Origin of the sequence: Paenibacillus sp. FSL R7-0048, from assembly GCF_038004505.1 — a bacterium.
Lineage (GTDB): Bacteria > Bacillota > Bacilli > Paenibacillales > Paenibacillaceae > Paenibacillus_AQ > Paenibacillus_AQ odorifer.
The window spans coordinates 1,164,764-1,187,539 of sequence record NZ_JBBORF010000001.1; the positions used below are offsets into that span (position 1 = coordinate 1,164,764).

The window sequence follows — 22,776 nt, forward strand, 5'->3', positions numbered from 1 at the left end:
TTGTCCTACTACTCTATGTATTCCATATCTTTCAGGAACATGACAACGGTTTGTTTGAATAAAGAAGGAGAGTTACGGCAAAACCTGTACTAGAGTCATCGCAGAGAGTCTATTGCATCTGTTTTTATTAATTGAGGGGGTAGAGAATTGAAGATTTTCGCGATAATTCTAATTCTTTTTATCATACAGATTGCATTGATTGTATTTCTGGAGTACCGACGCCCGCAAAGGGCTATAGCATGGTTGTTTATTTCCTTCTGTTGTCCACCGCTCGGTCTGGCATTCTATTATTTTCTAGGTCGTGACTACAGACAGAATAGAAAATTGAACAAAAGATGTACTTCACTCTTCCGGGAAATCCGTTCGTATGTCACTGGTAAGATTAAGGTAGTAAAACAAGCGTCGGATACTGGAAACGCTCAGTTTGAGAATAACGAGGGTTTATTGGTTTTGCTTGCAAAGCTCTCGGAAGGGCCTATTACAGGCCATAACAAAAGCAGAGTGCTGTCAACTGCAAGAGAAGCTTACGACGCTATGCTGGAAGCCATGGAAGAGGCAAAAGAACATATCCACATGCAATTTTATATTTATCGTGATGATGAGATTGGAGAACAGTTTCAGGACGTTATGATTCGAAAGGCGCGGCAGGGAGTAAAGGTGCGTTTGCTTTGTGATGGACTGGGCAGTCATCGATTAAGCCGTAGGTTTATTCGAACCCTGAGAAATGCCGGGGTGGAGTTCCACTTTTTTTTACCTCCGATTAGTTCTTTACTGGATCGTCGGTTTAATTTCCGCAATCATCGGAAGATCCTAGTGGTGGACGGATTGATTGGTTTTACGGGGGGAATGAATATCGGTGATGATTACTTAGGAAAGGACGCCAAGATGGGTTACTGGCGCGATACCCATCTGCGTTTAGAAGGAGATTCTGTTTATTATATTCAGTATGTCTTCCTGAAGGATTGGAGACTGGCCTCTGGTGAAGGTATGAGTCATCCTCGTTTGTTCCCTGAGCACTCTTGCAAGGAGCAAGAAGCCGTGCAGATTGTAGGAAGTGGACCGGATGCTGCGATCGATGCTTCTCAGGAGATGTATTTTGCCGCTTTTTGCTCTGCTAGGGAACGGATCTGGATTACTTCACCGTATTTTATTCCGGATCCTGCGATTTGTCGTGCTTTGAAGAGTGCAGTCCTTCGTGGAGTGGATGTTAGAATCATCATTCCGGCGAAGCCTGATAATAAGCTTGTTTATCATGCTTCTTTGTCTTATCTGGAGAATTTACAAGATGCAGGCGTGAAGTTCTATCGCTACACCAAAGGATTTATGCATGCCAAAGTCATGATAGTGGATGATCTGCTGGGTACGGTGGGAAGTGCGAATCTGGATATGCGCAGCTTCTATTCTAATTTCGAAATGACAGCGGTTTTGCTGCATCCTGAGACGATAGCAGAGCTAGTCGCGGGGTTTGAAAAGGATCAAAAGAACAGTGAATTCATTGATCCTGTAAAATTTAAGGAGAGAGGGAGAATTGTCAAACTCGGTGAAGGGCTATGTCAGTTGTTATCACCGCTGTTATGACCGGAAAGAGGACTAAATCTGAATTTTTCGAAGGATAGTACGTGTTCCATTCATTATTAGAGCATATTTTGTGATATAATAATTGTATAAGAAGAAATGTAAGAAAGTATAGATTGTAGTTATACTTCCGAATGTTTCAAAACTATACTGTTAAATTGTAGGGGGAGTTCTATGAATGTGAGTCCACAAATGTTTACCAAAGAGGAGCAGAACAAACTGCAGAAGACCGGTGCCCATAAAATGGCTAAGTTCGCGCAGCGTATGATCATGTTATCCGTAGGGGCCGCCATGATGGCTGTTGCACTTGAGATATTCCTAGTACCTAATCAAATGATTGATGGCGGGATTACCGGTATCTCCATTATTTTATCACATTTATTTGACATTCCTCTGGGTATATTATTGACACTGCTCAACCTTCCGTTCCTGTTAATCGGTTATAAGCAAATCGGTAAGACATTTGCCTTATCTACCTTATATGCGATTTTACTTATGTCTATCGGCACTTCAATGCTGCATCATGTAGAGGCCTTTACAGTTGAACCGATGCTTGCTGCCGTGTTTGGCGGTATCATTCTAGGTGTAGGTGTTGGATTGGTTGTACGTTTCGGGGGATCTCTAGACGGTACAGAAATTGTTGCGATTTTGGTAGCCAAGAAGCTTCCCTTCTCTGTAGGTGAAGTAGTTATGTTCTTCAACCTGTTCATCTTGTCCGGAGCTGGATTTGTGTTCGGTTGGAATAACGCGATGTTCTCCCTGATTGCTTATTATATTGCATTTAAGGTTATTGACATCACCCTTGAGGGTCTGGATCAATCGAAATCAGTATGGATTATCAGTGATAAATTCCGCGATATCGGGGAAGCTCTGACAGAGCGTCTTGGACGTGGTGTTACTTATTTAGATGGAGAAGGCGGATTTTCCGGTGAGAACAAGAAAGTGATCTTTGTAGTTATCACCCGTCTGGAAGAAGCTAAGCTTAAAACCATTGTTGAAGATTGGGATTCTGATGCATTCATCGCAATAGGTAACATCCATGATGTTAAAGGTGGCCGCTTCAAGAAGAAATCCATCCACTAGCGTAGCTCTTAAGTATCATTAACTGAAAGAAGGTATTTTTACGGATAAAAAAGCAATAAATACGGTGAACAAAGCTCGGCCTGCCGTATTCTTATATAGTATACCTTCTGTCCTTGAGTGGGACGCCAAATAAGCTCGTAGCATGTAGTTGATGCTGCGGGCTTATTGCTGTTTTTAGGGTCTTTTTTCTATGGGATTGCTCCTTTATGGGAGCTTAGCAATGAGCTGTTCAACGGGCTGTGGGGGCACTTTCTCTAAAAGATCTCCCATACGCAGAAGGCGTTCCTCGATATTGAGCAGATGAAAATTAGAGGGAGATACATTTTGCTGAACCTCCTCCCATAGCAAGGGTGTAGAAACTGTAGCAAGTGGTCTTGCACGTGGTGTGTAAGGTGCAGCTAATGTTTTGCCGCTATAATGCTGGAGGTAGTCAAAATAGATTTTATCTCCGCGATTCTTTTTTAGACGTTCCAGGGTGAACAGGTTGGGATGCTTTTCGGTGACGTAACGACCCACAAAATGCCCGATTTTCCGCAATCCATCAAAAGTAACGCCAGTCTCGATAGGGACAATGATTTGCACCCCGGTAGCACCGGAGGTTTTGGGTACAGAGGAGAGGCCAAGGGAGGTTAAGACCCCCCCAACGATCGCAGTTGCTTCCATGATACGAGGTTCGATTTCAAGTGACGGATCAAGATCAATCATCCACTCACAGGGCAGCTCGCTGCCTACATAATGCAGGGAAGGGTGGAATTCCAAAGCGGCGAGATTTCCCAGCCAAATCAGCTCAGGTAAACCTTGCAGCTTGATATAGTTAATATTCTCGTGCACAGCGGTTTGGACAAAGGCCGGGAGCGGATCAGGTGCATTTTTTTGATAAAAGGACATTCCAGAGATGCCGTGCGGATAACGAATGACGGTAAGCAGCCGGTCTCGGCAATAACGCAGCAGATAGGGAGAGAGTGCAGCGAGCTTTTGCAGATAAATCCGTTTGGTAATGCCACATTCGGGCCACAGCAGCTTCTCTGGGTTAGTGATGATGATTTCTTCTCCGTCTATGGTAATTGTACCTTTGATCGCTGCCGGCATCGGGGAAACTCCTTTCTGTGATAGGAATGAAGGTATTATGTGTCAGTCTGCTCCTTTTCATGAAAAAAATATTCCCAAAGTGTCCCTTTTGGATGATCATAAGACTTATAAGGATATACGTTAATGAGAAAGGGGAGTTTGCTGATTTTGGACGGGATCGAGCACACTGTTGTTCGGGTACAGTCAGGCGAGGTAGATTCCTATGCCTTGATCGTCGAGGCTTTTCAAAAGCCGATTTACCGCTATTGCTGTCGGCTGCTTGGGAGCCGTACTGAAGCGGAGGATGCAGTACAGGAAATTCTGGTAAAGGCATATCAGCATATAGGCACATACCGCCCTATCGCGAGCTTCTCTTCATGGCTATATAAAATTGCCTACCATCATTGCCTCAGTCTGATCCGCAAACGTCAAAGCCAAATAAAGTTTATGGCGCTTTTTCAACCAGATCCGCCTGCAGAAAGCCCGGAACAGTTGATGGACCGTTACATATTTAACGAACATCTGACTTTTGCCCTCGAGAAGCTGAAGACAGAGGAGCGAAACCTGTTAGTACTTAGAATCTTTGAGGAACAGAGCTTCCCGGAGATTGCGGAGATTCTGGATAAGAATACTGATGCTGTGAAGAAAAAATACAGGCGAACGATTACGAAGCTTGGCAAAATGCTGAATGCTCAGAAAGGGGGAACGGAATGGTGCGGCAACGAGGCTTTGTTGAAGAGAAAATGATCAAGAAAATGGATGCGGTAGGGAGCTGCCAAGAGCTGGATGTAAAAGCAGCTGTTATGAAGCGGGTAAGAGCAATTCATGAACAACAGAATAGGATTGACGGTGAAAGGACGAACATCGTTATCGAGCTGAAGCCGTTCCCAGAACCGGAAGATCCTATTATGCAGAAGCAAAAGGAGATGCCCCAACACCCGTCTAGGTTTAGAAAAAGAGTGCTCACAGGAGTCTCCGCGGCTGTATTGCTAGGGATTATCGGGTTGGGTGCTTTTCAGCTATCTGCTGATGGAGATTTATCGGAACAAGGTAGCCAGGTTACAATTGATATCTCAAAACCCCAAGGTGGTAATATTACACTAGTGAACAGCGGAGGGAAGGCTGTTGTGAAGACGGTGCATAATAATACGCCTGATCCGACAACCTCGCCTGCGATAGAGAAGTATCAGAGCTTATCTATGACTTATAAAGAGCAAGTGCTTGCTCGTTTAAACACTGGGGAAATGGCTGCTTATTATGTGAAGGATGCTGAATTAAATAAGCTGGAGTTAGGGTTAGGCTATGGAAATCAATTGCAGTTTGCTTTTATTTCGCCGGTGTATTCGAAATATCAAGACTTCGTAAAAGAATTAAAAACGGTTGGCGATTTCTGGCCAGGGTTGCCTTCCTCGTTAGCTGATGGTTATGAATTCGAGCAAGGAACTTTTAATGCAGCTCCCCTATACAAGTCGCTAGACACAGAATATGAAGAAATCCTTGAACAATTTCAAAAAAAGGCTACAACCGATAAAACTGGACAAAACTTGTTTATGGAGAAGATAGCTGCAAATTCCATAGATAATGCTGAGGTTACCTACCACAACGGAGATCAAAGAATTACACTATCCTTAAGGCAGAGTGTTTTTAAGGGTTATACCATGCAAGTGTCTATCTTGGAAGGCCAGACTGCTGAAAAATGGTCTGTGACAGGTACAGGTAAAGAGGCAATATTTATCGCGGCGGGTACTGGAAAAGGGAAGAATGCTTGGTCTTCTCAGAATCGATTGTATTGGTATGATGAAGCCACCCAGATGGTTCTTTCTCTGAGCGACAAGCAGGAGAATAAACTGACTCGTGAGCAATGGCAAAAGATTGCCACCAGTTTTATTCACTAGCTACTGTTCTAACTGTACATTAGGAGAAGCTGTCTCAAAAGTAGTGAATTCTACTTGGGAGGCAGCTTTTTTATGGAATAGGGGAATAATGGATTTTACTGTGCCATGTGACGATATGCCACGCGTAGAGTTCTATGCTAATGGTTGGGACGGTGGGCGATGTGCGATGTGCTATGTATGATTTTCGTGCGGCTTGCAGTAGATGATTTGTGGAATTAGTGGTATATGTGACGGTGGACTATGGGCGATACGTTCTGTGTTTGTACAATGTATAGAATGCTTTAAACTAATTAGGGAAAAACTCCCTGAAAATAGCCGCTATTTGCTCTAAATGAACGAAATCAGGGAATTCCTCCCTAATAATCAGGAGAATTGCTTTATTCGTTGCCGAGTTGGCTGAATTTCAGGGAAGTTTTCCCTAATTATAGGTCCGATGAACAGAAATATCTGAGGTTTAGGGAGAAATTCCCCAATTGTTCTATAAGTACTTCACTTATTGCATCATTAGGAGCATCACTTGATGCGTCACTTGTAATGTTAAGAACAAAAAAGAGGCTTTCCCAAGCAACTATTTCATGGCTTTTGGGACAGCCTCTTTTTTGTGAGAAAATGTCCCTTTTTCTAATGTTGGATTGTTATAGAAGTGTAGTTAAAAAACAGGGGTGAAAATACATTTACCTTATTGAAGGAGAGGATGTTAGAAATTGAAGCTCCATTCTGATTTCAAAAAAACAGTTATCGCGTTCTCTGCAGCAATCTTGCTGGGAACAGGAGTGGCCGGGGGTGTGGATGTACCCGGCTTGTCTCTTACAATTGCGGCGGCATCAGGAGCGCAGGTTGCATCACAAACCGATCAGAAGACCCAAAAGGAATTGCAGGCACTCGTAGCTGGAGTGAAGGAAGGTACGCTTTTGGCCTACTACGTACGGGATAAAGTCTACAATCCACAGGATGCGATCAGCTTCTCTGGCAAAGGGTTTGTTTTTAAGGACTATAAATCCTTTGCTGCGAAGTTTAAAGCGCTAAGGGGTCCGTCTATTCCGCAGCCCGGAAATCTTCCTAAAGGCTTCACTCTGGAGAGAGCCATCATCTATCCACCGGCTGTAGCTAATGATTCAGAGCTGTATTTGCAACTAGAGCAGGAATTGAAGGCAGCAGCGGTTGCTGGTAATTCTAATAAACAGTTGTTTAGTAAAATCATCAGCTGGAACCAGACGAATTTGTCTATGCAGCTGTATGCCAAAGGAAAAGCCAATTTTAGCATTGTAACTGGGTCGCCGCCCGCCAAACTTCCGGAAGGAGCGGTACCTTTTGTAAGAGCCTCGGAATCTAAGAAAGAATTAACGGTCAACGGCAGGAAAGTAGTACTTACAACTGATTCCGCTAAAGACGCAAGCTTTAACACAAAGCTAGTATGGCTGGATAACTCAGGCACGATACAATATACCCTTTCAGACAATCGGGCCAGTACGCTGACGACAAATGAAATGCTGGCGGTAGCTAAAACCATGATCAAATAACCAAGGGGTAAAGGAGGATATTATAATGATGATTAAGAAAAGCGCGGCGATTACAGCCATAAGCTTATTAGTATTGATGAGTGCGGTGAGTGGAACAGCAGGCGCAGTGCCTGCGGGGAGTAATAATAAAAGTAAAGCTACCGCACCCGTTGAGCAGAATACGCCCATATCTTCAACGATTGAAGCTTTGATTGCCAAAGAAAATACAGTTCCCTTACAAGCAGGCGAACTTAAGATCCTGTATGTAAATGATAAGAAATCTAATCCACATGAAACCTTGAGTATAAGCTATATGCCATATAGATTCAGTTCTATAAACGAAGCGGCGCAGAAGTTACTTTCATTAAGCGGGAAGTCACTCCTGATACCTACTTCTCTACCAGAGGATTATAAGTTACAGGGTGTCGTTTTAAATCCAGTGATTCCAATGTTTTTTAGCTCAGAGTATAAAACCCTTAGGGATCAGTTAAAAGCTAAAGCCCAAGCTGGTGGTAAAAAGGTGATTTCGCAAAGCTTGAAGTGGAGCAATACAGAAACCTCTATCACCTATCTACGAAATGGAGAGAGGTTGAATTTAAGATCTGCACCTGCATACACGCTACCGGAAGGGGTGACTTTGGCCCAGCTGCCTGGGGATCAGGATGAGAGCTTGACCCTCAACGGGGTTGAGGCGATTTACACAGTTTTTGGGCCTCATCACGGTGATCTTAAAGTCCAGCTGGTATGGTCCAGTGCTGATGGAAGTGTCGATTATACACTTACGAGTACAAAAAATACTGCGCAGACAAAGGCAGAGCTTGAGGCCCTTGTAACAAGTTTTACAGCACAATAAGAAACGTCCTCCCATTTCAGATTGGGAGGACGTTCTTTTATCCTTTTTGCTCCATTGTGCATGCCTCCGGGGGAAGATCCACTTTAGCTTGAGTAACAGGCTGACGCAGAGTGCCCGAGGTGTTCCATTCCAGAAAATGAACTTTGAAGACGAGCTCCGGCTTTATCCAAAAAGCACCCTTACCTCGTTGTGGAACATCTGCAAAGGGCATCCGATCCAGCTTAAGGCGGTGTGCCTCCGCAGTTAAGTCGCGTTTATCCTGCACAGTCAATTTTCCCGGACCGGCATGTCCGATATAATGCAAATTTCCTTTATCATCATAAAGACCAAGAAGCAGTGCGTTGACGATACCGTCACGGAACGTCACACCCCCGGCTACAGCTGTAATATCAGAACTGATTTTGCGTTTCTGCCAACGTTTATCTTTTCCGCCCGGAGCATAAGTGCTGTTGATGTCCTTGCAGACGATTCCTTCCAAGCCCTGGTTCTGAGTGGCGGCGAACAGTTCTGTAGGATCGGTATAACTTGGCACAGCTTGAACATGGGGATGCGGCAGCAGAATGTCACTTAACAGCTGCTGCCGCAAGAATAATGGTTGATCCATCGTCGATTGGCCATTATAAAACAGAATATCAAATATCATATAAATGACAGGAACCTGATGCCTAACGACGGAAATCGTGGAACCATTTTTCAAACTGTCCCTCCGCATCACCTCATGAAATGAGGGTTTGCCGTCCTTGAGTGCGATAATCTCACCATCAAGAATCACGGAGTCAGCCTTGCAGTAAGCAGATACATCAATAAGTTCTGGATATTGCGTGGTACGGTAATTGCCACGTCTGTTAATAAGCTGAGTAGTGCTTCCATCGTAATAGGACAACATCCGTACGCCGTCCCATTTAATTTGTGCGATCCACTGGTCACCTGCTGGAAGCTGCCCAGCCAGTATAGGTTCAAAAGGAATAATGGGCTGAAGCTTCATCCGCAGAGCCTCCTAAGATACGGTTGTTTTGCTTTTCGTGCTGCGGCGTTTCGGTTTTGGTGTGATGACTGGAGTCGGCCCGGAGACCTCATTTTGCTGCTCCGCAGGTTCCGCGGCGGTTGTTTTGGTCTTGGCTGTTTTTCTTTTGGCAGCAGGAGCCGCTTTAGTTTTGTTTTTTGTGTTGCCTGTTAATGAAGGACCAGGGTCTGAAGGAATATGCTGCACAGCTTGAATACTAGCCTGCAAGGCGGCCATTAGATCAATCACATTGCTTTCCTGTTTAGCAGGAGCGATATGAAATTCCTCGCCTGCAATTTTATGTGAGATCAGATCAAGCATACGCTGGCGATAATCATCGGTATATTTTGCCGGATCAAAAGGAGTGGATAGCTGTGAGATCAGCAGCTTAGCCATTTCCAGCTCTTTATCGTTCACTGTCCCTGCTTCGGGCAGACCAGGCACTTGCGAGATCGGCCGTACCTCATCAGGATAAAAAATGGTCTCAATCGCAAGGCAATCCTCAAGCACACGGATCGCTGCCAGACTGCTTTTTGAGCGGATTGAAATTTTGGCGATGCCAATTTTACCTGTCTGCTTCATGGCCTCCATAAGAAGTCGATAAGCATTTGATCCTGCCTGATCCGGGGATAAATAGTAGGTTTTTTGAAAATAAATAGGATCGATCTCCGTCAGGTCTACAAAGTCGAGAATGGAGATGCTTTTACTGGTCTCGTCGGATAGTTGATCCAATTCCTCTTTGTCGAAGAGCACAAACTTCCCTTTTTCATACTCATATCCTTTACCGATCTCTTCCCAAGCAACCTCTTTGTCACACACCGGGCATTTGCGTACATACGACAGCGGGCTGCCACACTCCTTATGGATATAACGCAGAGAAATGTCCTTGTCTTCCGTAGCGGAGAACATTTTAACCGGAACATGCACAAGCCCGAAGCTGATGGCTCCTTTCCAAACGGTATGCATGAGAAACACCTCCTGATCTAAGTTGATTTGCTTTGGGTTAGTATGAGGCAGGAAAGGCTTTTCTAGCCGGGTGCATTTTTTGAGAAGCTTGGGAAAAAATAAACTCGGACCTGTGAAGTTGAGGAGGAGAATCTAAGGTATGGAACCAAGAGATAACGAATGGAGCGATGCGCTGAGCGAGCAGGATATTCCGGCCACAGTTGTGGATTGGGAGAGCATTATTGCGTCCACGGAGGCCAGTCAGGTTTCCGATTCGGAAAAGCTGGATGCGGAACGAACCCTCGAAGATACGTCACCCTTAGAATCGTAAACTTTAGGAAAGATAAAGGAGGAGAACAGTTGTGGACGTCAAACGGGCACAGGATATTTATGCTTCTAAAGAAACTGTAAGTGTACATTTGGATGGGGAGCCTGTATGGATTGAACATGTGGATGAAGAGAACGGAATGGCTACGGTACAAGTTGGCTCTCGACCAACCAATACGCACACTGTGGGTGTTGAACGACTCGAAGAGCAAGAGCACTAACAAAGGTCTACTTAGAGCGTACGTTAAAGCTGAATTATAGTTTTTAAAAAAAAGAGACTTTTTATGCTTAAGTTTGCGTAAAGGTCTCTTTTTTGATTTGGAGCATAACTGACGTCAAGGTTGACGGTGTAAGATTTAAACCAATATATTGGATCAGGCAGGACAGTCCATTATTGTTGCGCTGTGTTCAGGAGTTATTGCCACAGTATTATTCTTTCAAGCTACAGATATGGTAGGAGCAGCATGAGCGGATTAGCGGCAGTCGAAGCCACCCAAACCCTAGAGGTATTATTCGCATTATTAAGTGAAATGTTGATCCTGTCTTCGCCTTCACCTTCTTTATTGTCATGGGGAGGAATCTTAGTCATTATCCTTGGAATGATTCTACATAGCCTTTTCTCGCAGCGTTCGGTATCGAAATTCAGCTTAACCACGCAAGTGAAGAAGAGGGCTGTACCTCCTTCGGCTTAAACAATGGGCAGGGACAGTTGTTGCGGTGGATGGACCATACCGATATAATTGAATGTAATGGTTTTCGACAGGTATATTTTAAAAGGTGGTAGTTGTAGTTGGACAAAACAGTCGAAACGGTGTTCACTTACCGTTCTTATAATCTGCAGGATACGGAGCAACTGGCAAGTGCAATAGCTGCTGCTTCAACGGCAGGCATGGTTATCGGTTTGGACGGTGATCTAGGCGCAGGAAAAACGGCCTTCTCGCAAGGTTACGCTCGCCATCTTGGAGTGAAAGGGATCGTAAACAGTCCTACTTTTACTATTATTAAAGAGTACGAAGGTCGTCTGCCGTTATATCACATGGATGTATATCGGATTTCACTTCAGGAAGCAGATGAGCTTGGATTGGATGAGTATTTCTATGGTCAGGGTGTTTGTTTGGTAGAATGGAGTAGTATTATTACGGATTTAATGCCGCCGCGGCATATGCATATATACATGGAAACAGTTGGACCGGAGGAACGAATCATTACGGTGACCGGAATCGGGGAGCCTTATGGTGAACTTTGCCGGGAGCTGATCCAGAAGTGGGGTTAATAAAAATGACGAACGAGAATACAGAGCCGCGCAAGCGGCTTTTAGCGCTGGATACATCAACTGCCGTATTGGGGGTTGCAGTGACCGAGAATGGAGAATTATTGCATGAAATTAATGCTTCCGGTGAACGGAATCATTCGGTGCATTTGCTGCCGATTATAGAGCAGGCGCTGCAAGCTTCGGGAACAACCGTTGCTAATCTGGGCGGGATTGCGGTTGGTGTGGGCCCGGGATCTTATACGGGAACACGGATCGCGGTTACCGCTGCCAAAACACTGGCTTGGGCATGGAATGTCCCGGTAGTTGGTATTTCGAGCCTGCATGCTGTGGCATGGGGGGGGTATGAAACAGCCCTTAAGAATAAGACGAGAGCAGAGTCAGGACAAGCCACTGCGAACAGTGGCTACGGTCCAGACTGGATCATTCCACTGATGGATGCGCGTCGGGGACAGGTCTACACAGGATTATTCGCAGCGGATGGGAATAGTTCTCTTAGCCGCCTTGAACCTGATGCCATCCGGTTGATGGCCGACTGGGTGGAGTACTTGGCAGAACGTTTACAACAGGCTTCAACTGAAGGAACTAAACCAGCTATTCTATGGTTTGTTGGAGAAACCGCTGTACATGGCAGCGAAGAATCACTACATCCGCTGGCGGAACTCGGCACTTCTGTAGCTATTCCATATGAGCTGGAGGGCCGCTGGACAGGCTTCCTTGGTGAAGCCCGGCTGCAAGTAGAGAATGATGATATTCATAGCTTGATCCCTAACTATACTCAGATTTCGGAAGCGGAGGCCAATCTGCGGTTAAGTAGTAAAGGAGGCTTAAAACGATGACGGAAGTGGAATCATTGAGAGCACAAGAGGCTGACCTTGTTTTTCGTCTGATGAAGCTGGAGGATATTCCGGACATTCTTATTATTGAGCGCGAAGCCTTTACCATGCCGTGGACGGAGGAAGCTTTCCGGAATGAGCTGACGCATAATCATTTTGCTAAATACATGGTCATGGAGCTGGCAGGTCATATAATTGGCTATGCTGGAATGTGGGCTATCGTGGATGAGGCGCATGTGACGAATATTGCCTTACTCGAAGCTTATCGTGGACGTAAATGGGGGGAGCGCCTGTTGGAGGAGTTAATGAATACAGCCTCTTACGTAGGCATGAAATCCATTACGCTTGAGGTGCGGGTATCCAACGAGGTAGCTCAGAATTTATATCGTAAAAAAGGCTTTCGTTCTGCCGGTACACGCAAAGGATATTATTCCGATAATCGCGAGGATGCACTCATTATGTGGGCGGATCTACCGGAGTATAAGGAGCATGGCTATTTGGAAGGAAGCGTGGACTTGAAATGAAGACAGAAACGGGCGCAGCTCAACCTGTACTAATACTTGCTATAGAGACCAGTTGTGATGAAACCTCGGTGGCCGTGGTCAAAAACGGATCAGAAGTGTTATCCAACATCATCTCGAGTCAAATAGAGACACATCGTGCTTTTGGGGGCGTGGTGCCAGAAGTGGCTTCCCGTAAACATGTGGAGGTAATTACGCTCGTAATCGAGGAAGCGCTCGCCAAGGCAGGCGTTACACCCGAACAATTGACTGCGGTAGCGGTGACTCAAGGCCCGGGTTTGGTGGGAGCTTTACTGGTCGGGGTAGTAGCAGCTAAAAGCCTTGCTCTTGCATGGGGCAAGCCGTTAATTGGCACGCATCATATTGCAGGCCACATCTATGCTAACCGTCTGGTTGCAGAGTTGCAGTATCCATGTATGACACTAGTGGTGTCAGGTGGACATACGGAACTGGTTCATATGGAGCGTGAGGGTGAGTTTCGAATTATCGGCCGCACGCGTGATGATGCTGTAGGTGAAGCATATGATAAAGTGGCTCGGGCGCTAGGGTTCCCTTATCCCGGCGGACCCCATGTAGATCGCCTGGCACGCGAAGCGACGGAAGTTGTTGCATTGCCGCGGGTATGGCTGGAGCCGAACTCTTATGATTTCAGCTTCAGCGGTCTAAAATCGGCGGTGCTGAATGTGGTGAATCAGAGCAAAATGAAAGGTCTTGAACCCAATGTCGCAGGCATCGCCCGGGGGTTCCAAGAATCCGTAGTTGAAGTGCTGGTGGAAAAGGCGGTACGCGCCGTTAAGGCCACTAACTCCAGACAGTTATTGCTCTGTGGGGGGGTCGCTGCTAATGGCGGACTCCGCTCGGCATTAATTTCGCGCTGTGAAACGGAGGGCATTGAACTTATTATTCCTCCACCGGTGTATTGCACGGATAATGCGGCGATGATTGGAGCGGCTGCATACGTGAAGTGGCAGCATGACGGTGGAATACCGCTGGATATGGTAGCTGACCCTGGATTCTCACTGGAACAATGGTCTGTATCTGCCTATTGACATCATTTGGAGCTAACGAGTATAATCAGTTCAATTAAACAAGCAAACGCGATGAGCGGAAGTAGTAAGGATACTCTGGGATAAGAGAACTGCGGGTGGGTGCAACGCAGTCGAAGGAGTCCTGAACTCGTCTGGGAGCGGAGCGGTGGAAGCATTACTGGCAATTGTCGCCGGAACGTTTGTACACCGTTTACGGGTAACCTCCGTGATAGGGTGGTCTAGTACCTAACATACTGGACCGTAGAGTGGATGTTCAATTGGAATCGGCAGGAACTTAGCCGATACAGAGCATCAACAAGAGTGGTACCGCGAAGGTTAACAGCCTGTCGTCTCTTGAATGAGATGGCAGGCTTTTTTGTATGGATTTAGAGTGGTGAGTAATTTATATAATACACGCTAAGAACGGGAGTAGTAGAGTTTGACGGTGAACAGAGAGCTGCGGGTTGGTGCGACGCAGTCACCGGATTTCTTGAAGCTCGCCCGGGAGCGGAGCGGCGGAACAAGAGTACGCTGCCTACGGCTGTCCTCGTTATCGGACCTTTCCGGATTTAAGCTGGCACGCCAGCTTGAACCGGGAAGAAGAGCTGGACGCAGCTTTAAGGCTTGTTATTAAGACAGCCGATGCGTCAAAAAGAGTGGTACCGCGGAGGGGTAACCCGCCGTCTCTTTATTAGAGACGGCGGGTTTTTGCGTTCTTGTAGAAGAAGTCCGGGGAATGGACTCATCGCTACATAAGACGCCAAAAGTGAACACTCTGCACATTGTGCAGAGATTCATTTGTTTCAGCTGCCGGCAGCAGTGGGTGGGAAATGAGCAGAACCACAAGTCGACGTGTGGTTCTGCGCCGAAGCATAGGATAGAGATAAGGCATCCAATTACATGAAAACAAAACTAGGAGGAATTCAGATGATTATTCCAGTTAAGAAACGTATTCAAATTTTCGATACGACCCTGCGTGACGGTGAGCAGGCCCCTGGGGCTAGTCTGACTCCTGAACAAAAAATATTACTGGCCTATAAGCTCGCTGATCTGGGTGTTGATGTAATGGAGCCGGGGTTCCCGGTATCGAGTCCTGGAGATTTTGCAGCGGTGCAGACGATTTCGCGCAAGGTGCGCAACGTGGAGATTTCTGGTTTCGCGCGGGCCGTAAAAGGAGACATCGATGCTGCAGTCCGGGCGACTCAAGACGCTGAACGTCGGCGGATTCACTTGTTCATCTCCTCTTCTGATATTCATTTGCAGCATCAACTGCGTATGAGCAGAGCTGAAGTCGTAGCTAAAGCGCGCGAGATGACGGCTTATGCGCGACAATTCTGTGATGTAGTTGAATTCACGGCCATGGACGCTGCGCGGACAGGGATTGATGATCTGATTGAAATGGTTGAAGCAGTTATAGAGGAAGGGGCCTCCATTATTAACCTGCCGGATACAGTAGGATACGCATTGCCACATGAATATGGCGAGATGTTCCGGAGAGTGCGGCAGGGAGCAAGAGGCGGCGGCAAGGTCAGCTATAGTGCCCACTGTCATAATGACTTGGGGCTGGCTGTAGCTAACAGTCTGGCAGCGATTGATGGAGGGGCGACTCAGATAGAAGTCACCGTGAACGGTGTAGGCGAGCGCACAGGGAACTGCGCACTGGAAGAGCTTGTTATGGCGCTTGAAACCCGCGGCGATGCAATCGGTGCAGAAACAGGTATCATGCTGGATAAACTGTATGATACTTCCCGGCTGATTAGTGGAGCGATGCATTTCCCAATCGCCTATAACAAGCCGGTCGTCGGAAGAAATGCCTTCCAGCATGAGTCCGGGATTCATCAGGATGGCCTGCTCAAGGATCGTAGTACCTATGAGATTATGGATCCCGAACGGCTGGGCATCCCCCGCAGCATGATCATTCTGGGCAAACATTCTGGCAGACATGCGCTGAAGGATCGGGCTGCGAAGTATGGAATAACGCTGGAGCCTGCGGAGCTGGATGCACTTTATGAGTCCTTTAAAGAGACCGCTGACCGTCAAAAGGTCGTCAGTGATGACCAGCTGCTGCAAATGGTAAGCAGTACAACTGGACAACAAGCTCAGGTCTATGAGCTGGGTGAGGTTCAGGTATTGGCGGGCAGTGCCCAGCGCCGTGTAGCTGCAGTTACGGTACGCCATCTGCAGACTGGCCGGGAAACGTCACATACCAGCACTGGTGAAGGTCCGCTTGAAGCGATTATCGCCGCTATTGGGCAAGGGATTGCTGAGGAGATAGACTTTGCAGGACTCGAGCTTCATTCGCTTGGAAGCGGAGAGAATGCGCAAGCAGAAGCAGCGGTGATGGTGGAGTGGGAGGGCCTTAAATTCAGAGGCACGGCCACTCACCAAGATATAATTATGGCGGCAGGCATCGCTTATATCGCAGCCTGTAATGCCGCCCTGCTCTCTACACAGATTGTCTAAAATACGACGTGCCCGCTGTCAGTTTAGGAGATAGCGGGTTCTTTTTTAGCATAAAATCAGTCTTGTAAAATGGGGTTACGTCTTTTGTCAAGTTGTGGACAACGTTATCCACATATTCTGCCTGAGTTGTGTAAAAAGTGCGTAAAATCAGCAATAACGGCTTTTTTCAAAATGCTCTAATAAACAATTTTGTTGGCAATGAAACACTGTGAGAATTGTGGATAATGTGGATAGATCCGTGGATAATAATTCCTTTTCCTTGAAAATACCGATTTAACGCATAAAAAAGACCCCGAAGGGTCTTTTGAAGTAGGGAGTTATACACGAAACCTGTGTATAGAGCTGTGGATAACTATTTATGAACAAATCTAGAACGATGAAAAAATATTTATAAGGAGGATTTACATTATTCGTCAGCAAGGATTTCCCATTCGCTAAAGAAATCTGTCAGCTGAGATTTTTTGTTCTTCAGGTCCTCTTCATAACCTTGAAGTGCTAAATAATCCTGATAAACTTCAGGTTTAGTCATTTCATGCTCTATAAATACGATTGATTCTTCAAGTGAGGCGATGTTCTCCTCAAGCTCTGCGATACGCCGTTTGCGGTTACGCTCTTCACGCTTAGCCTGCTTGTCTGCTTCAAAAGAGGTTACAGCGCTTTTTTCAGGTACAGCAGCGTCCTTATTAACGTTTTTAGTAGCTAGTTCAGCGGCATCTTTTGCAATCTCTTCTAATTCTCGTTTCTTCTCGACATAGTCATCGTAGTTGCCGAGGTATTGGTCGATCCCTTCGGGATGCAGCTCCAGTACCCTTTCCGCCATTTTGTTCAAAAAATAACGGTCATGGGAGATGAACAGCAGGGTGCCTTCGAAATCAATTAAAGCAGATTCCAGAACCTCACGGCTGACCAGATCCAAATGGTTGGTAGGTTCATCGAGAATTAGCATATTTGCACCGCGGAGCATTAGTTTAGATAACGAAACCCGAGCTTTTTCGCCGCCGCTGAGTGCGGAAATCTTCTTAAGAACATCCTCTCCGCTAAAAAGGAAATTACCAAGGATCGTACGAATTCTGGCTTCCTCGATCATTGGATATTCACTCCACAGTTCTTCCATAACCGTATTTTGTGGATTAAGGCGGGTCTGTTCCTGATCATAATAAGCAATTTTTACTTTAGTGCCCCAATTCACCGTTCCAGCAGAAGGCTCACGGGTTCCGGTCATACACTGCAGCAATGTGGATTTACCGATACCATTGGGACCGATCAGGGCAGCAGTCTCCCCACGACGAAGCTCAAAAGAAGCGTCCTTGAATAAAGGTGAACCTTCATTAAAGGCAACCGCAACATTGCGCACTTGAAGCACCTCTTTTCCAGACATGAAGTCTGGCTCAAAGGAGAAGCTAGCCTTCTTCAGATCGCCCATTGGACGATCTAGACGATCCATCTTCTCAAGCGCTTTGCGTCTGCTCTGCGCACGTTTTGTGGTGGAAGCCCGGACAATATTTTTCTGAACGAAATCCTCCATTCGAGAAATTTCATCCTGTTGCTTCTCATATTGCTTCATCCGTGCTTCATATTCGGCAGCCTTCAAATCTACATAACGACTGTAGTTACCCGTATAACGCCGGGACTGGTGCCGCTCGATCTCTACAATAGTGGTCACGAGACGGTCTAGGAAATAACGGTCATGGGATACAACCAGAATCCCGCCAGCATAGCTGCGGAGGTAATCCTCCAGCCACGTTAACGTTTCGATATCCAGATGGTTAGTAGGCTCATCCAGCATCAGAAGATCTGGAGCCTGAAGCAAAATACGGGCCAGCGCGAGCCGGGTCTTTTGGCCTCCACTAAGGGTAGAAATGGGTGTATCTGGTGGGAAATCACTGAAGCCCATGCCGTGTAGGACACTGCGAATCCGTGTATTCATTTCATAGCCGCCGTGGTCCTTGAACCAATCCGAGCGCCGCGCATATCGTTCAAGCAGTTCTTCGTACCGCTTGGGGTCTTCCGCGAGCTTAGGATCAGCAATACTTATTTCTAACTCTCTCAGCTCAGTTTCGGCTTCGATCAGCGGAGCGAAGACCGCCATCATTTCTTCATGAATGGTTTTGTCAGATTGCAGTCCGCTATTCTGAGCTAAATATCCGATTGTTGTTTCTTTTGATTTATGAATTTGACCGCTGTCATAAGACATCTCACCGGCCAGAATTTGTAGAAAAGTTGATTTGCCGGCACCATTCACACCCACTAGCCCGACACGTTCCTTTTCATTTACCTGTAGGCTTATGCCATCCAGTACGTTCTGTATACCATATGATTTAGTAATTCCTGTCGCTTGAAGAAGCATAACGATGAAACCTCCACCCTTGCATATTTCGCCTTGGTATTTATCCCTCAGCCGTATGAACAACTTATTCTATAGTTTACATGAAAAGCGTTTCCCAAGCGAGGGTTCGATCTAATGTAAGGAGGGAATAACGACCTAGTCCGATAACACAGTTCTATCCACCTTGGCGAACCGGGGAGAAGAGTGGTAAACTGGATTTACAAACAAGGATAAGCTAGGGATGAATAAGAGGGGGAGGCCGACAATGTCCAGCAAGGAGTCGGAGATCTCCAAAGTAAAGCAACAATTACGAACGGAGAAGACCATCGCCCGAAACGAGCTGTCTTCGGACCAGAGAAGTAAACTATCATCTGAAGTCTGCCACTATGCATTGGAGTGGCTGGAGACGAAGGGTATAACTTCACTAATGGCCTATGTGTCTTTTCGTTCAGAGCTTGATACCCGCCCACTTATCACACAGGCGTGGAAAGATCAGCGTAAGGTGCTGTTGCCGCGTGTAATTCCAGCAAGTGGTGAAATGAGTGTCCACGCGGTGAATGCATGGAGCGATTTAGAGCCGGGGGCTTATGGAATCCATGAACCTATTGTCTCCAGCAGAGATTTATTAGAGATTGAAGAGATTAAGCTACCTGCTGTTGTGTTCGTACCAGGGCTAGCATTTGATCTTCAAGGCGGCAGGCTTGGCTACGGTCGAGGATACTATGACCGGCTACGTGCGTCTTGGGAGAAAGCCGGGTACGTTAGCGCACAGCCCCCGATATGGATCGGGTTAGCTTACGGCATGCAGTTGGTTCCAAGGGTGCCGATGGATGAGCATGATGCTTTAATGGACATGCTGATTACTGAAAATGGTATAGTGCACTGCCGAAAAGGAGAGTGAGCCATGGAATTGACCCATTTCAACGAGCAGGGAAGAGCTCGTATGGTGGATGTGAGTGAGAAGGAGATTACGAAGCGGACAGCTGTCGCGCGGAGTATGATCAAGATGGCTGCTGAAACGCTGAGCGCCATTAAGAGTGGCAAGATCAGCAAAGGTGATGTCCTTGCTGTTGCACAGATCGCCGGGATTATGGCGGCTAAGAAGATGTCAGACTGGATTCCGATGTGCCACCCGCTGCCACTTACCGGTATTGATATCAGCTTCTCCGATAACAGCGAAGATGAACTTTATATAGAAGCAACAGTCCGTACTACAGGAAAAACCGGAGTAGAGATGGAAGCCTTAACCGCTGTTTCTGCCTCAGCACTAACGGTGTACGACATGTGTAAGGCTATTCAGAAGGATATGATTATCGGACCGACGCTTCTGGTATCTAAGAGCGGGGGCAAGAACGGAGATTATGCGCTCGAATAAGTATCAACTGCTTTTGTTCGAAGCGCTGAGGCGAGCAGGCTGAACTGTACAGCCAACTATACATATAGAGAGGAAGGACAAACCTATGGCGTGGAAGACAGCAATCCTAACGGCCAGTGATAAAGGGGCCAGGGGCGAACGGGAAGACACGAGCGCCCAGGTTATTCGGGAGCTGGTGGAAGAGGAACTAGGTGGCGAGATCATTGAATATCGAATCGTTCCCGATGAACAAGATGAGATTATCGCAGCCTTGATTGAACTGACAGACTATTTTCAGGCAGATTTGGTACTGACCACCGGAGGCACAGATCTGGCAATTCGTGATGTAACCCCGGACGCTACTCGACGAGTGGTAGAACGGGAAGTGCCTGGGCTCTCAGAAGCTATGCGAAGCACAGTGATGCAAAAAAACCGTGCAGCTATGCTTTTTCGTGGGATATGCGGCATTCGCGGTCGCACGTTGATTGTCAATTTACCTGGAACGCCGAAGGGTGTTCATGAGAATCTGGCAGCTATTATGGATCAATTACCGGAAGCACTGCTCATGGTAACTGGCCAATACCGCCAATAACCCTTTGTCATCTTCTTGTCACGTCACAATGATAATCTATTTATAGAAGAAAGTGGATGTAACTGTGACATAAGTTATGGTATTATTAAATTAAAGTAAACGATACCATGAACGGACAGGTGGACAAGGAGGAATAATAATGTTTAGTGGAATTGGTACTCCTGGTATTATTTTGTTGGTCATACTGGCACTTCTGCTCTTTGGCCCAAATAAACTGCCAGAGCTAGGCCGTGCAGTTGGACGAACCTTCCGTGAATTTAAGGAAGGCGCGCGTGAAATCATCGGGGATAATGAACCGGTGAAGAAGAGCGAAGCTCCTGTGCCGACGGCCCCGCAAACGGTCGCTGCAGATATTCCTCAGGACAAACGCCTGCCGGAATAATAGAAGATCTTTCAATGGGGCAATCTCAGGAGTCTACTAGACTTGAGGAGACGCCCCTTTTTCTTTGCTTTCCGCAGCAACGGACACTGCTTTGAAGAAAGTTAGTGTTATCTTTTTTACTCTTGTCATGGGATGGTGTCTGGATGTCTCTGAAATCGGAAGAAATGTCGGTGGTGGATCATCTCACCGAGCTGCGCAAACGGATTATCTATGTGTTAATTGTATTTGTCCTTGGATTAATAGGCGGTTTATTTTGTGCAAAGCCTATTTACGATTATTTGATTAGCACGGACCTGGCGCAAGGTTTTGTTCTGCATGCATTCTCATTCTGGGATGGCATTGGGATGTACATGAAGATCGCGATGGCCGTTTCGCTAGTGATTTCTGTCCCGTTTATTGCCTACCAGCTGTGGGCATTTATCAGTCCGGGCCTGCGGCCGGAGGAGCGAAGTGCGACACTTCGTTATGTTCCCTATGTGTTTGTTCTTTTCCTTATCGGTCTTTCTTTTGCTTATTATATTGTTTTTCCAATGGCACTTTCGTTCACGATCTCAATTACCAGAAGCATGGGACTGGAAGAGACCTACGGGATTGCACAGTATTTTAACTTCATGTTCAGCCTGGTATTGCCGCTGGCATTGCTGTTTGAACTTCCATTGCTGGTGATGTTTCTGACCAAACTAAGAGTACTCAACCCGCTACGCTTGCGTAAAATGCGTCGGTACGCCTATTTCACGCTTGTTTTTATTGCTGTAGTTATCACGCCCCCGGATTTTATCTCAGACTTTCTGGTGACGATTCCACTGCTCATTTTGTATGAGTTCAGTGTATTTTTATCTGCATTTGTCTATCGCAAGCAACTTGCTGCGGACGCGGCACGGGATGAACGGTATGTTCAGAAGCAAGAGTGAGGAGAGAGGCTGCCGCTAAGTAGATTTTCTACGAATGTGGCAGCTTTTTTGCTATAAGTTGATTTCATTAGTTGGATTGAATACACTTAGTAAGTAATTGTTATCGATCGATCAGGATCATTAGATGCAAAGGTCTAACCATTCTAGCAACGTTCATATCTATAAGGGGTGAGAGGAAAGCGCTGGAATCCTACGCATATTTTCAAAACCCGTGGATACAATGTAATAGAGTGTGTGCTTGGACAAGCATTGAAACGTATTTTTTTGCGAAAACTAATACGAATTTGTGTAAAAAGACTTGAAATCCGGGCTCAAGTTGAGTATCATAAAAATTGTTGTTAGCACTGCACGCTGTTGAGTGCTAACGCTCTTGAAAAATAGGAGATGGGCTGGAGATTAGCAGGGTTCCATTGATATTTTTCAAGAACATCACAGCATTCTAAGCTTGACCGGTAAGTTCTAAACTATGTTTTGAAGCAAAATAACATAATTTTAAAGGAGGCTATTTTTTCATGATCAAACCATTAGGTGAACGCGTATTGGTGCTACCGAGCGAGCAGGAGGAAACAACTTCATTCGGGATTGTACTTCCGGACTCCTCGAAAGAAAAGCCACAAGAAGGAACTATTATTGCAGTAGGCAGCGGAGCTTTGAAAGATGGAGTACGTGTAGCACTTGAAGTTAAAGAAGGCGACCGTGTTCTTTTCTCAAAATATGCAGGAACAGAAATCAAATATGAAGGTAAAGAATATTTGATTATGAAAGAAAGCGACATTCACGCGATTCTTGACTAAGCAAGAGTCGATCATAAGCTAAATCTAAACTACTTAAAGTAATATGATATA

23 protein-coding genes, 1 pseudogene and 2 other annotated features are annotated in these 22,776 nt (G+C 46.1%); of the genes and pseudogenes, 20 read left to right on the top strand and 4 right to left on the bottom strand.

The window, feature by feature from the left end; translation table 11 throughout:
• Positions 1-147: 147 nt before the first annotated feature.
• Together cls and NSQ91_RS04960 are read left to right on the top strand one after the other, a co-directional pair.
• Entirely contained in the window at positions 148-1,578 is a 1,431-nt protein-coding gene (gene cls / locus NSQ91_RS04955) for a cardiolipin synthase (RefSeq protein ID WP_076129238.1), read from the top strand.
• Positions 1,579-1,818: 240 nt separating this feature from the next.
• Positions 1,819-2,658 carry a YitT family protein gene (locus tag NSQ91_RS04960; RefSeq protein WP_248547977.1) on the top strand — a complete coding sequence of 280 codons (840 nt, stop codon included), beginning with the start codon at positions 1,819-1,821 and terminating at the stop codon, positions 2,656-2,658.
• 204 nt (positions 2,659-2,862) lie between these two features.
• Here NSQ91_RS04960 and ligD read toward each other — a convergent pair whose 3' ends face one another.
• The gene (gene ligD, locus NSQ91_RS04965; protein ID WP_076308897.1) at positions 2,863-3,747 is read right to left on the bottom strand and encodes a non-homologous end-joining DNA ligase; all 885 of its coding nucleotides are present in this window, start codon (positions 3,745-3,747) and stop codon (positions 2,863-2,865) included.
• Between the two features lie 123 nt (positions 3,748-3,870).
• On the opposite strand from ligD, the gene NSQ91_RS04970 reads away from it, so the two are divergent.
• The 4 genes from NSQ91_RS04970 to NSQ91_RS04985 all read left to right on the top strand — a co-directional run bounded on the left by NSQ91_RS04970 (position 3,871) and on the right by NSQ91_RS04985 (position 7,973).
• Entirely contained in the window at positions 3,871-4,473 is a 603-nt protein-coding gene (locus NSQ91_RS04970; RefSeq protein ID WP_248547910.1) for an RNA polymerase sigma factor, read from the top strand.
• A complete protein-coding gene (locus NSQ91_RS04975; protein WP_076309555.1) occupies positions 4,437-5,621 on the top strand; it encodes a hypothetical protein in 1,185 nt (394 codons plus the stop codon). Before NSQ91_RS04970 ends, NSQ91_RS04975 begins: the two co-directional genes overlap by 37 nt.
• Positions 5,622-6,325: 704 nt before the next feature.
• Positions 6,326-7,141: a hypothetical protein gene (locus NSQ91_RS04980; protein WP_076305004.1), complete on the top strand. Its 816-nt coding sequence runs from the start codon at positions 6,326-6,328 to the stop codon at positions 7,139-7,141.
• 25 nt (positions 7,142-7,166) lie between these two features.
• Positions 7,167-7,973, top strand: a complete 807-nt coding sequence (locus tag NSQ91_RS04985; protein ID WP_076305005.1) for a hypothetical protein — start codon at positions 7,167-7,169, stop codon at positions 7,971-7,973.
• A 37-nt stretch (positions 7,974-8,010) separates the two neighbouring features.
• Here the strand turns inward: NSQ91_RS04985 and NSQ91_RS04990 are convergent, their stop codons facing one another.
• Together NSQ91_RS04990 and ku are read right to left on the bottom strand one after the other, a co-directional pair.
• Complete coding sequence (locus NSQ91_RS04990; RefSeq protein WP_076305006.1) at positions 8,011-8,958, bottom strand: ATP-dependent DNA ligase; 948 nt, start codon at positions 8,956-8,958, stop codon at positions 8,011-8,013.
• A gap of 12 nt (positions 8,959-8,970) precedes the next feature.
• Positions 8,971-9,942, bottom strand: a complete 972-nt coding sequence (ku, locus tag NSQ91_RS04995; RefSeq protein ID WP_076279894.1) for a non-homologous end joining protein Ku — start codon at positions 9,940-9,942, stop codon at positions 8,971-8,973.
• A gap of 139 nt (positions 9,943-10,081) precedes the next feature.
• Between ku and NSQ91_RS05000 the strand changes: the two genes are divergently transcribed.
• The 8 genes and pseudogenes from NSQ91_RS05000 (at position 10,082) to NSQ91_RS05035 (ending at position 16,366) form a co-directional block, all read left to right on the top strand.
• Entirely contained in the window at positions 10,082-10,252 is a 171-nt protein-coding gene (locus tag NSQ91_RS05000; protein ID WP_175617343.1) for a hypothetical protein, read from the top strand.
• A gap of 31 nt (positions 10,253-10,283) precedes the next feature.
• Entirely contained in the window at positions 10,284-10,469 is a 186-nt protein-coding gene (locus NSQ91_RS05005) for an H-type small acid-soluble spore protein (RefSeq protein ID WP_036676525.1), read from the top strand.
• Positions 10,470-10,617: 148 nt separating this feature from the next.
• Positions 10,618-10,940: pseudogene (locus NSQ91_RS05010) on the top strand (multidrug resistance efflux transporter family protein).
• 98 nt (positions 10,941-11,038) lie between these two features.
• The gene (gene tsaE / locus NSQ91_RS05015; RefSeq protein ID WP_076302849.1) at positions 11,039-11,521 is read left to right on the top strand and encodes a tRNA (adenosine(37)-N6)-threonylcarbamoyltransferase complex ATPase subunit type 1 TsaE; all 483 of its coding nucleotides are present in this window, start codon (positions 11,039-11,041) and stop codon (positions 11,519-11,521) included.
• A gap of 5 nt (positions 11,522-11,526) precedes the next feature.
• On the top strand, positions 11,527-12,357 hold the full coding sequence (gene tsaB / locus NSQ91_RS05020; RefSeq protein ID WP_076305007.1) for a tRNA (adenosine(37)-N6)-threonylcarbamoyltransferase complex dimerization subunit type 1 TsaB: 831 nt from the start codon (positions 11,527-11,529) through the stop codon (positions 12,355-12,357).
• On the top strand, positions 12,354-12,878 hold the full coding sequence (gene rimI, locus NSQ91_RS05025) for a ribosomal protein S18-alanine N-acetyltransferase (protein WP_036676521.1): 525 nt from the start codon (positions 12,354-12,356) through the stop codon (positions 12,876-12,878). Before tsaB ends, rimI begins: the two co-directional genes overlap by 4 nt.
• Complete coding sequence (gene tsaD, locus NSQ91_RS05030; RefSeq protein WP_076099403.1) at positions 12,875-13,924, top strand: tRNA (adenosine(37)-N6)-threonylcarbamoyltransferase complex transferase subunit TsaD; 1,050 nt, start codon at positions 12,875-12,877, stop codon at positions 13,922-13,924. The genes rimI and tsaD overlap by 4 nt, the downstream gene beginning before the upstream one ends.
• Before the next feature lie 42 nt (positions 13,925-13,966).
• Positions 13,967-14,261 (top strand) — a binding site (T-box leader).
• A gap of 52 nt (positions 14,262-14,313) precedes the next feature.
• Positions 14,314-14,594 (top strand) — a binding site (T-box leader).
• Positions 14,595-14,830: 236 nt separating this feature from the next.
• Positions 14,831-16,366: a 2-isopropylmalate synthase gene (locus NSQ91_RS05035; protein ID WP_340916687.1), complete on the top strand. Its 1,536-nt coding sequence runs from the start codon at positions 14,831-14,833 to the stop codon at positions 16,364-16,366.
• 406 nt (positions 16,367-16,772) lie between these two features.
• Here NSQ91_RS05035 and NSQ91_RS05040 read toward each other — a convergent pair whose 3' ends face one another.
• Positions 16,773-18,713 (bottom strand): ABC-F family ATP-binding cassette domain-containing protein, encoded by a 1,941-nt coding sequence (locus NSQ91_RS05040; protein WP_340916690.1) that lies wholly within the window; start codon positions 18,711-18,713, stop codon positions 16,773-16,775.
• Between the two features lie 244 nt (positions 18,714-18,957).
• On the opposite strand from NSQ91_RS05040, the gene NSQ91_RS05045 reads away from it, so the two are divergent.
• The 6 genes from NSQ91_RS05045 (at position 18,958) to groES (ending at position 22,725) form a co-directional block, all read left to right on the top strand.
• Positions 18,958-19,593 (top strand): 5-formyltetrahydrofolate cyclo-ligase, encoded by a 636-nt coding sequence (locus tag NSQ91_RS05045; RefSeq protein ID WP_076129225.1) that lies wholly within the window; start codon positions 18,958-18,960, stop codon positions 19,591-19,593.
• Positions 19,594-19,596: 3 nt separating this feature from the next.
• Positions 19,597-20,067, top strand: a complete 471-nt coding sequence (gene moaC, locus NSQ91_RS05050; protein ID WP_340916693.1) for a cyclic pyranopterin monophosphate synthase MoaC — start codon at positions 19,597-19,599, stop codon at positions 20,065-20,067.
• Between the two features lie 85 nt (positions 20,068-20,152).
• Positions 20,153-20,638, top strand: coding sequence for a MogA/MoaB family molybdenum cofactor biosynthesis protein (locus NSQ91_RS05055; protein ID WP_036676512.1), 486 nt, complete (start codon positions 20,153-20,155; stop codon positions 20,636-20,638).
• A gap of 139 nt (positions 20,639-20,777) precedes the next feature.
• A complete protein-coding gene (locus NSQ91_RS05060) occupies positions 20,778-21,020 on the top strand; it encodes a twin-arginine translocase TatA/TatE family subunit (RefSeq protein WP_036676510.1) in 243 nt (80 codons plus the stop codon).
• Between the two features lie 143 nt (positions 21,021-21,163).
• Positions 21,164-21,931: a twin-arginine translocase subunit TatC gene (gene tatC / locus NSQ91_RS05065; protein WP_038568942.1), complete on the top strand. Its 768-nt coding sequence runs from the start codon at positions 21,164-21,166 to the stop codon at positions 21,929-21,931.
• A gap of 512 nt (positions 21,932-22,443) precedes the next feature.
• On the top strand, positions 22,444-22,725 hold the full coding sequence (gene groES / locus NSQ91_RS05070; RefSeq protein ID WP_036676506.1) for a co-chaperone GroES: 282 nt from the start codon (positions 22,444-22,446) through the stop codon (positions 22,723-22,725).
• Positions 22,726-22,776: the final 51 nt, after the last annotated feature.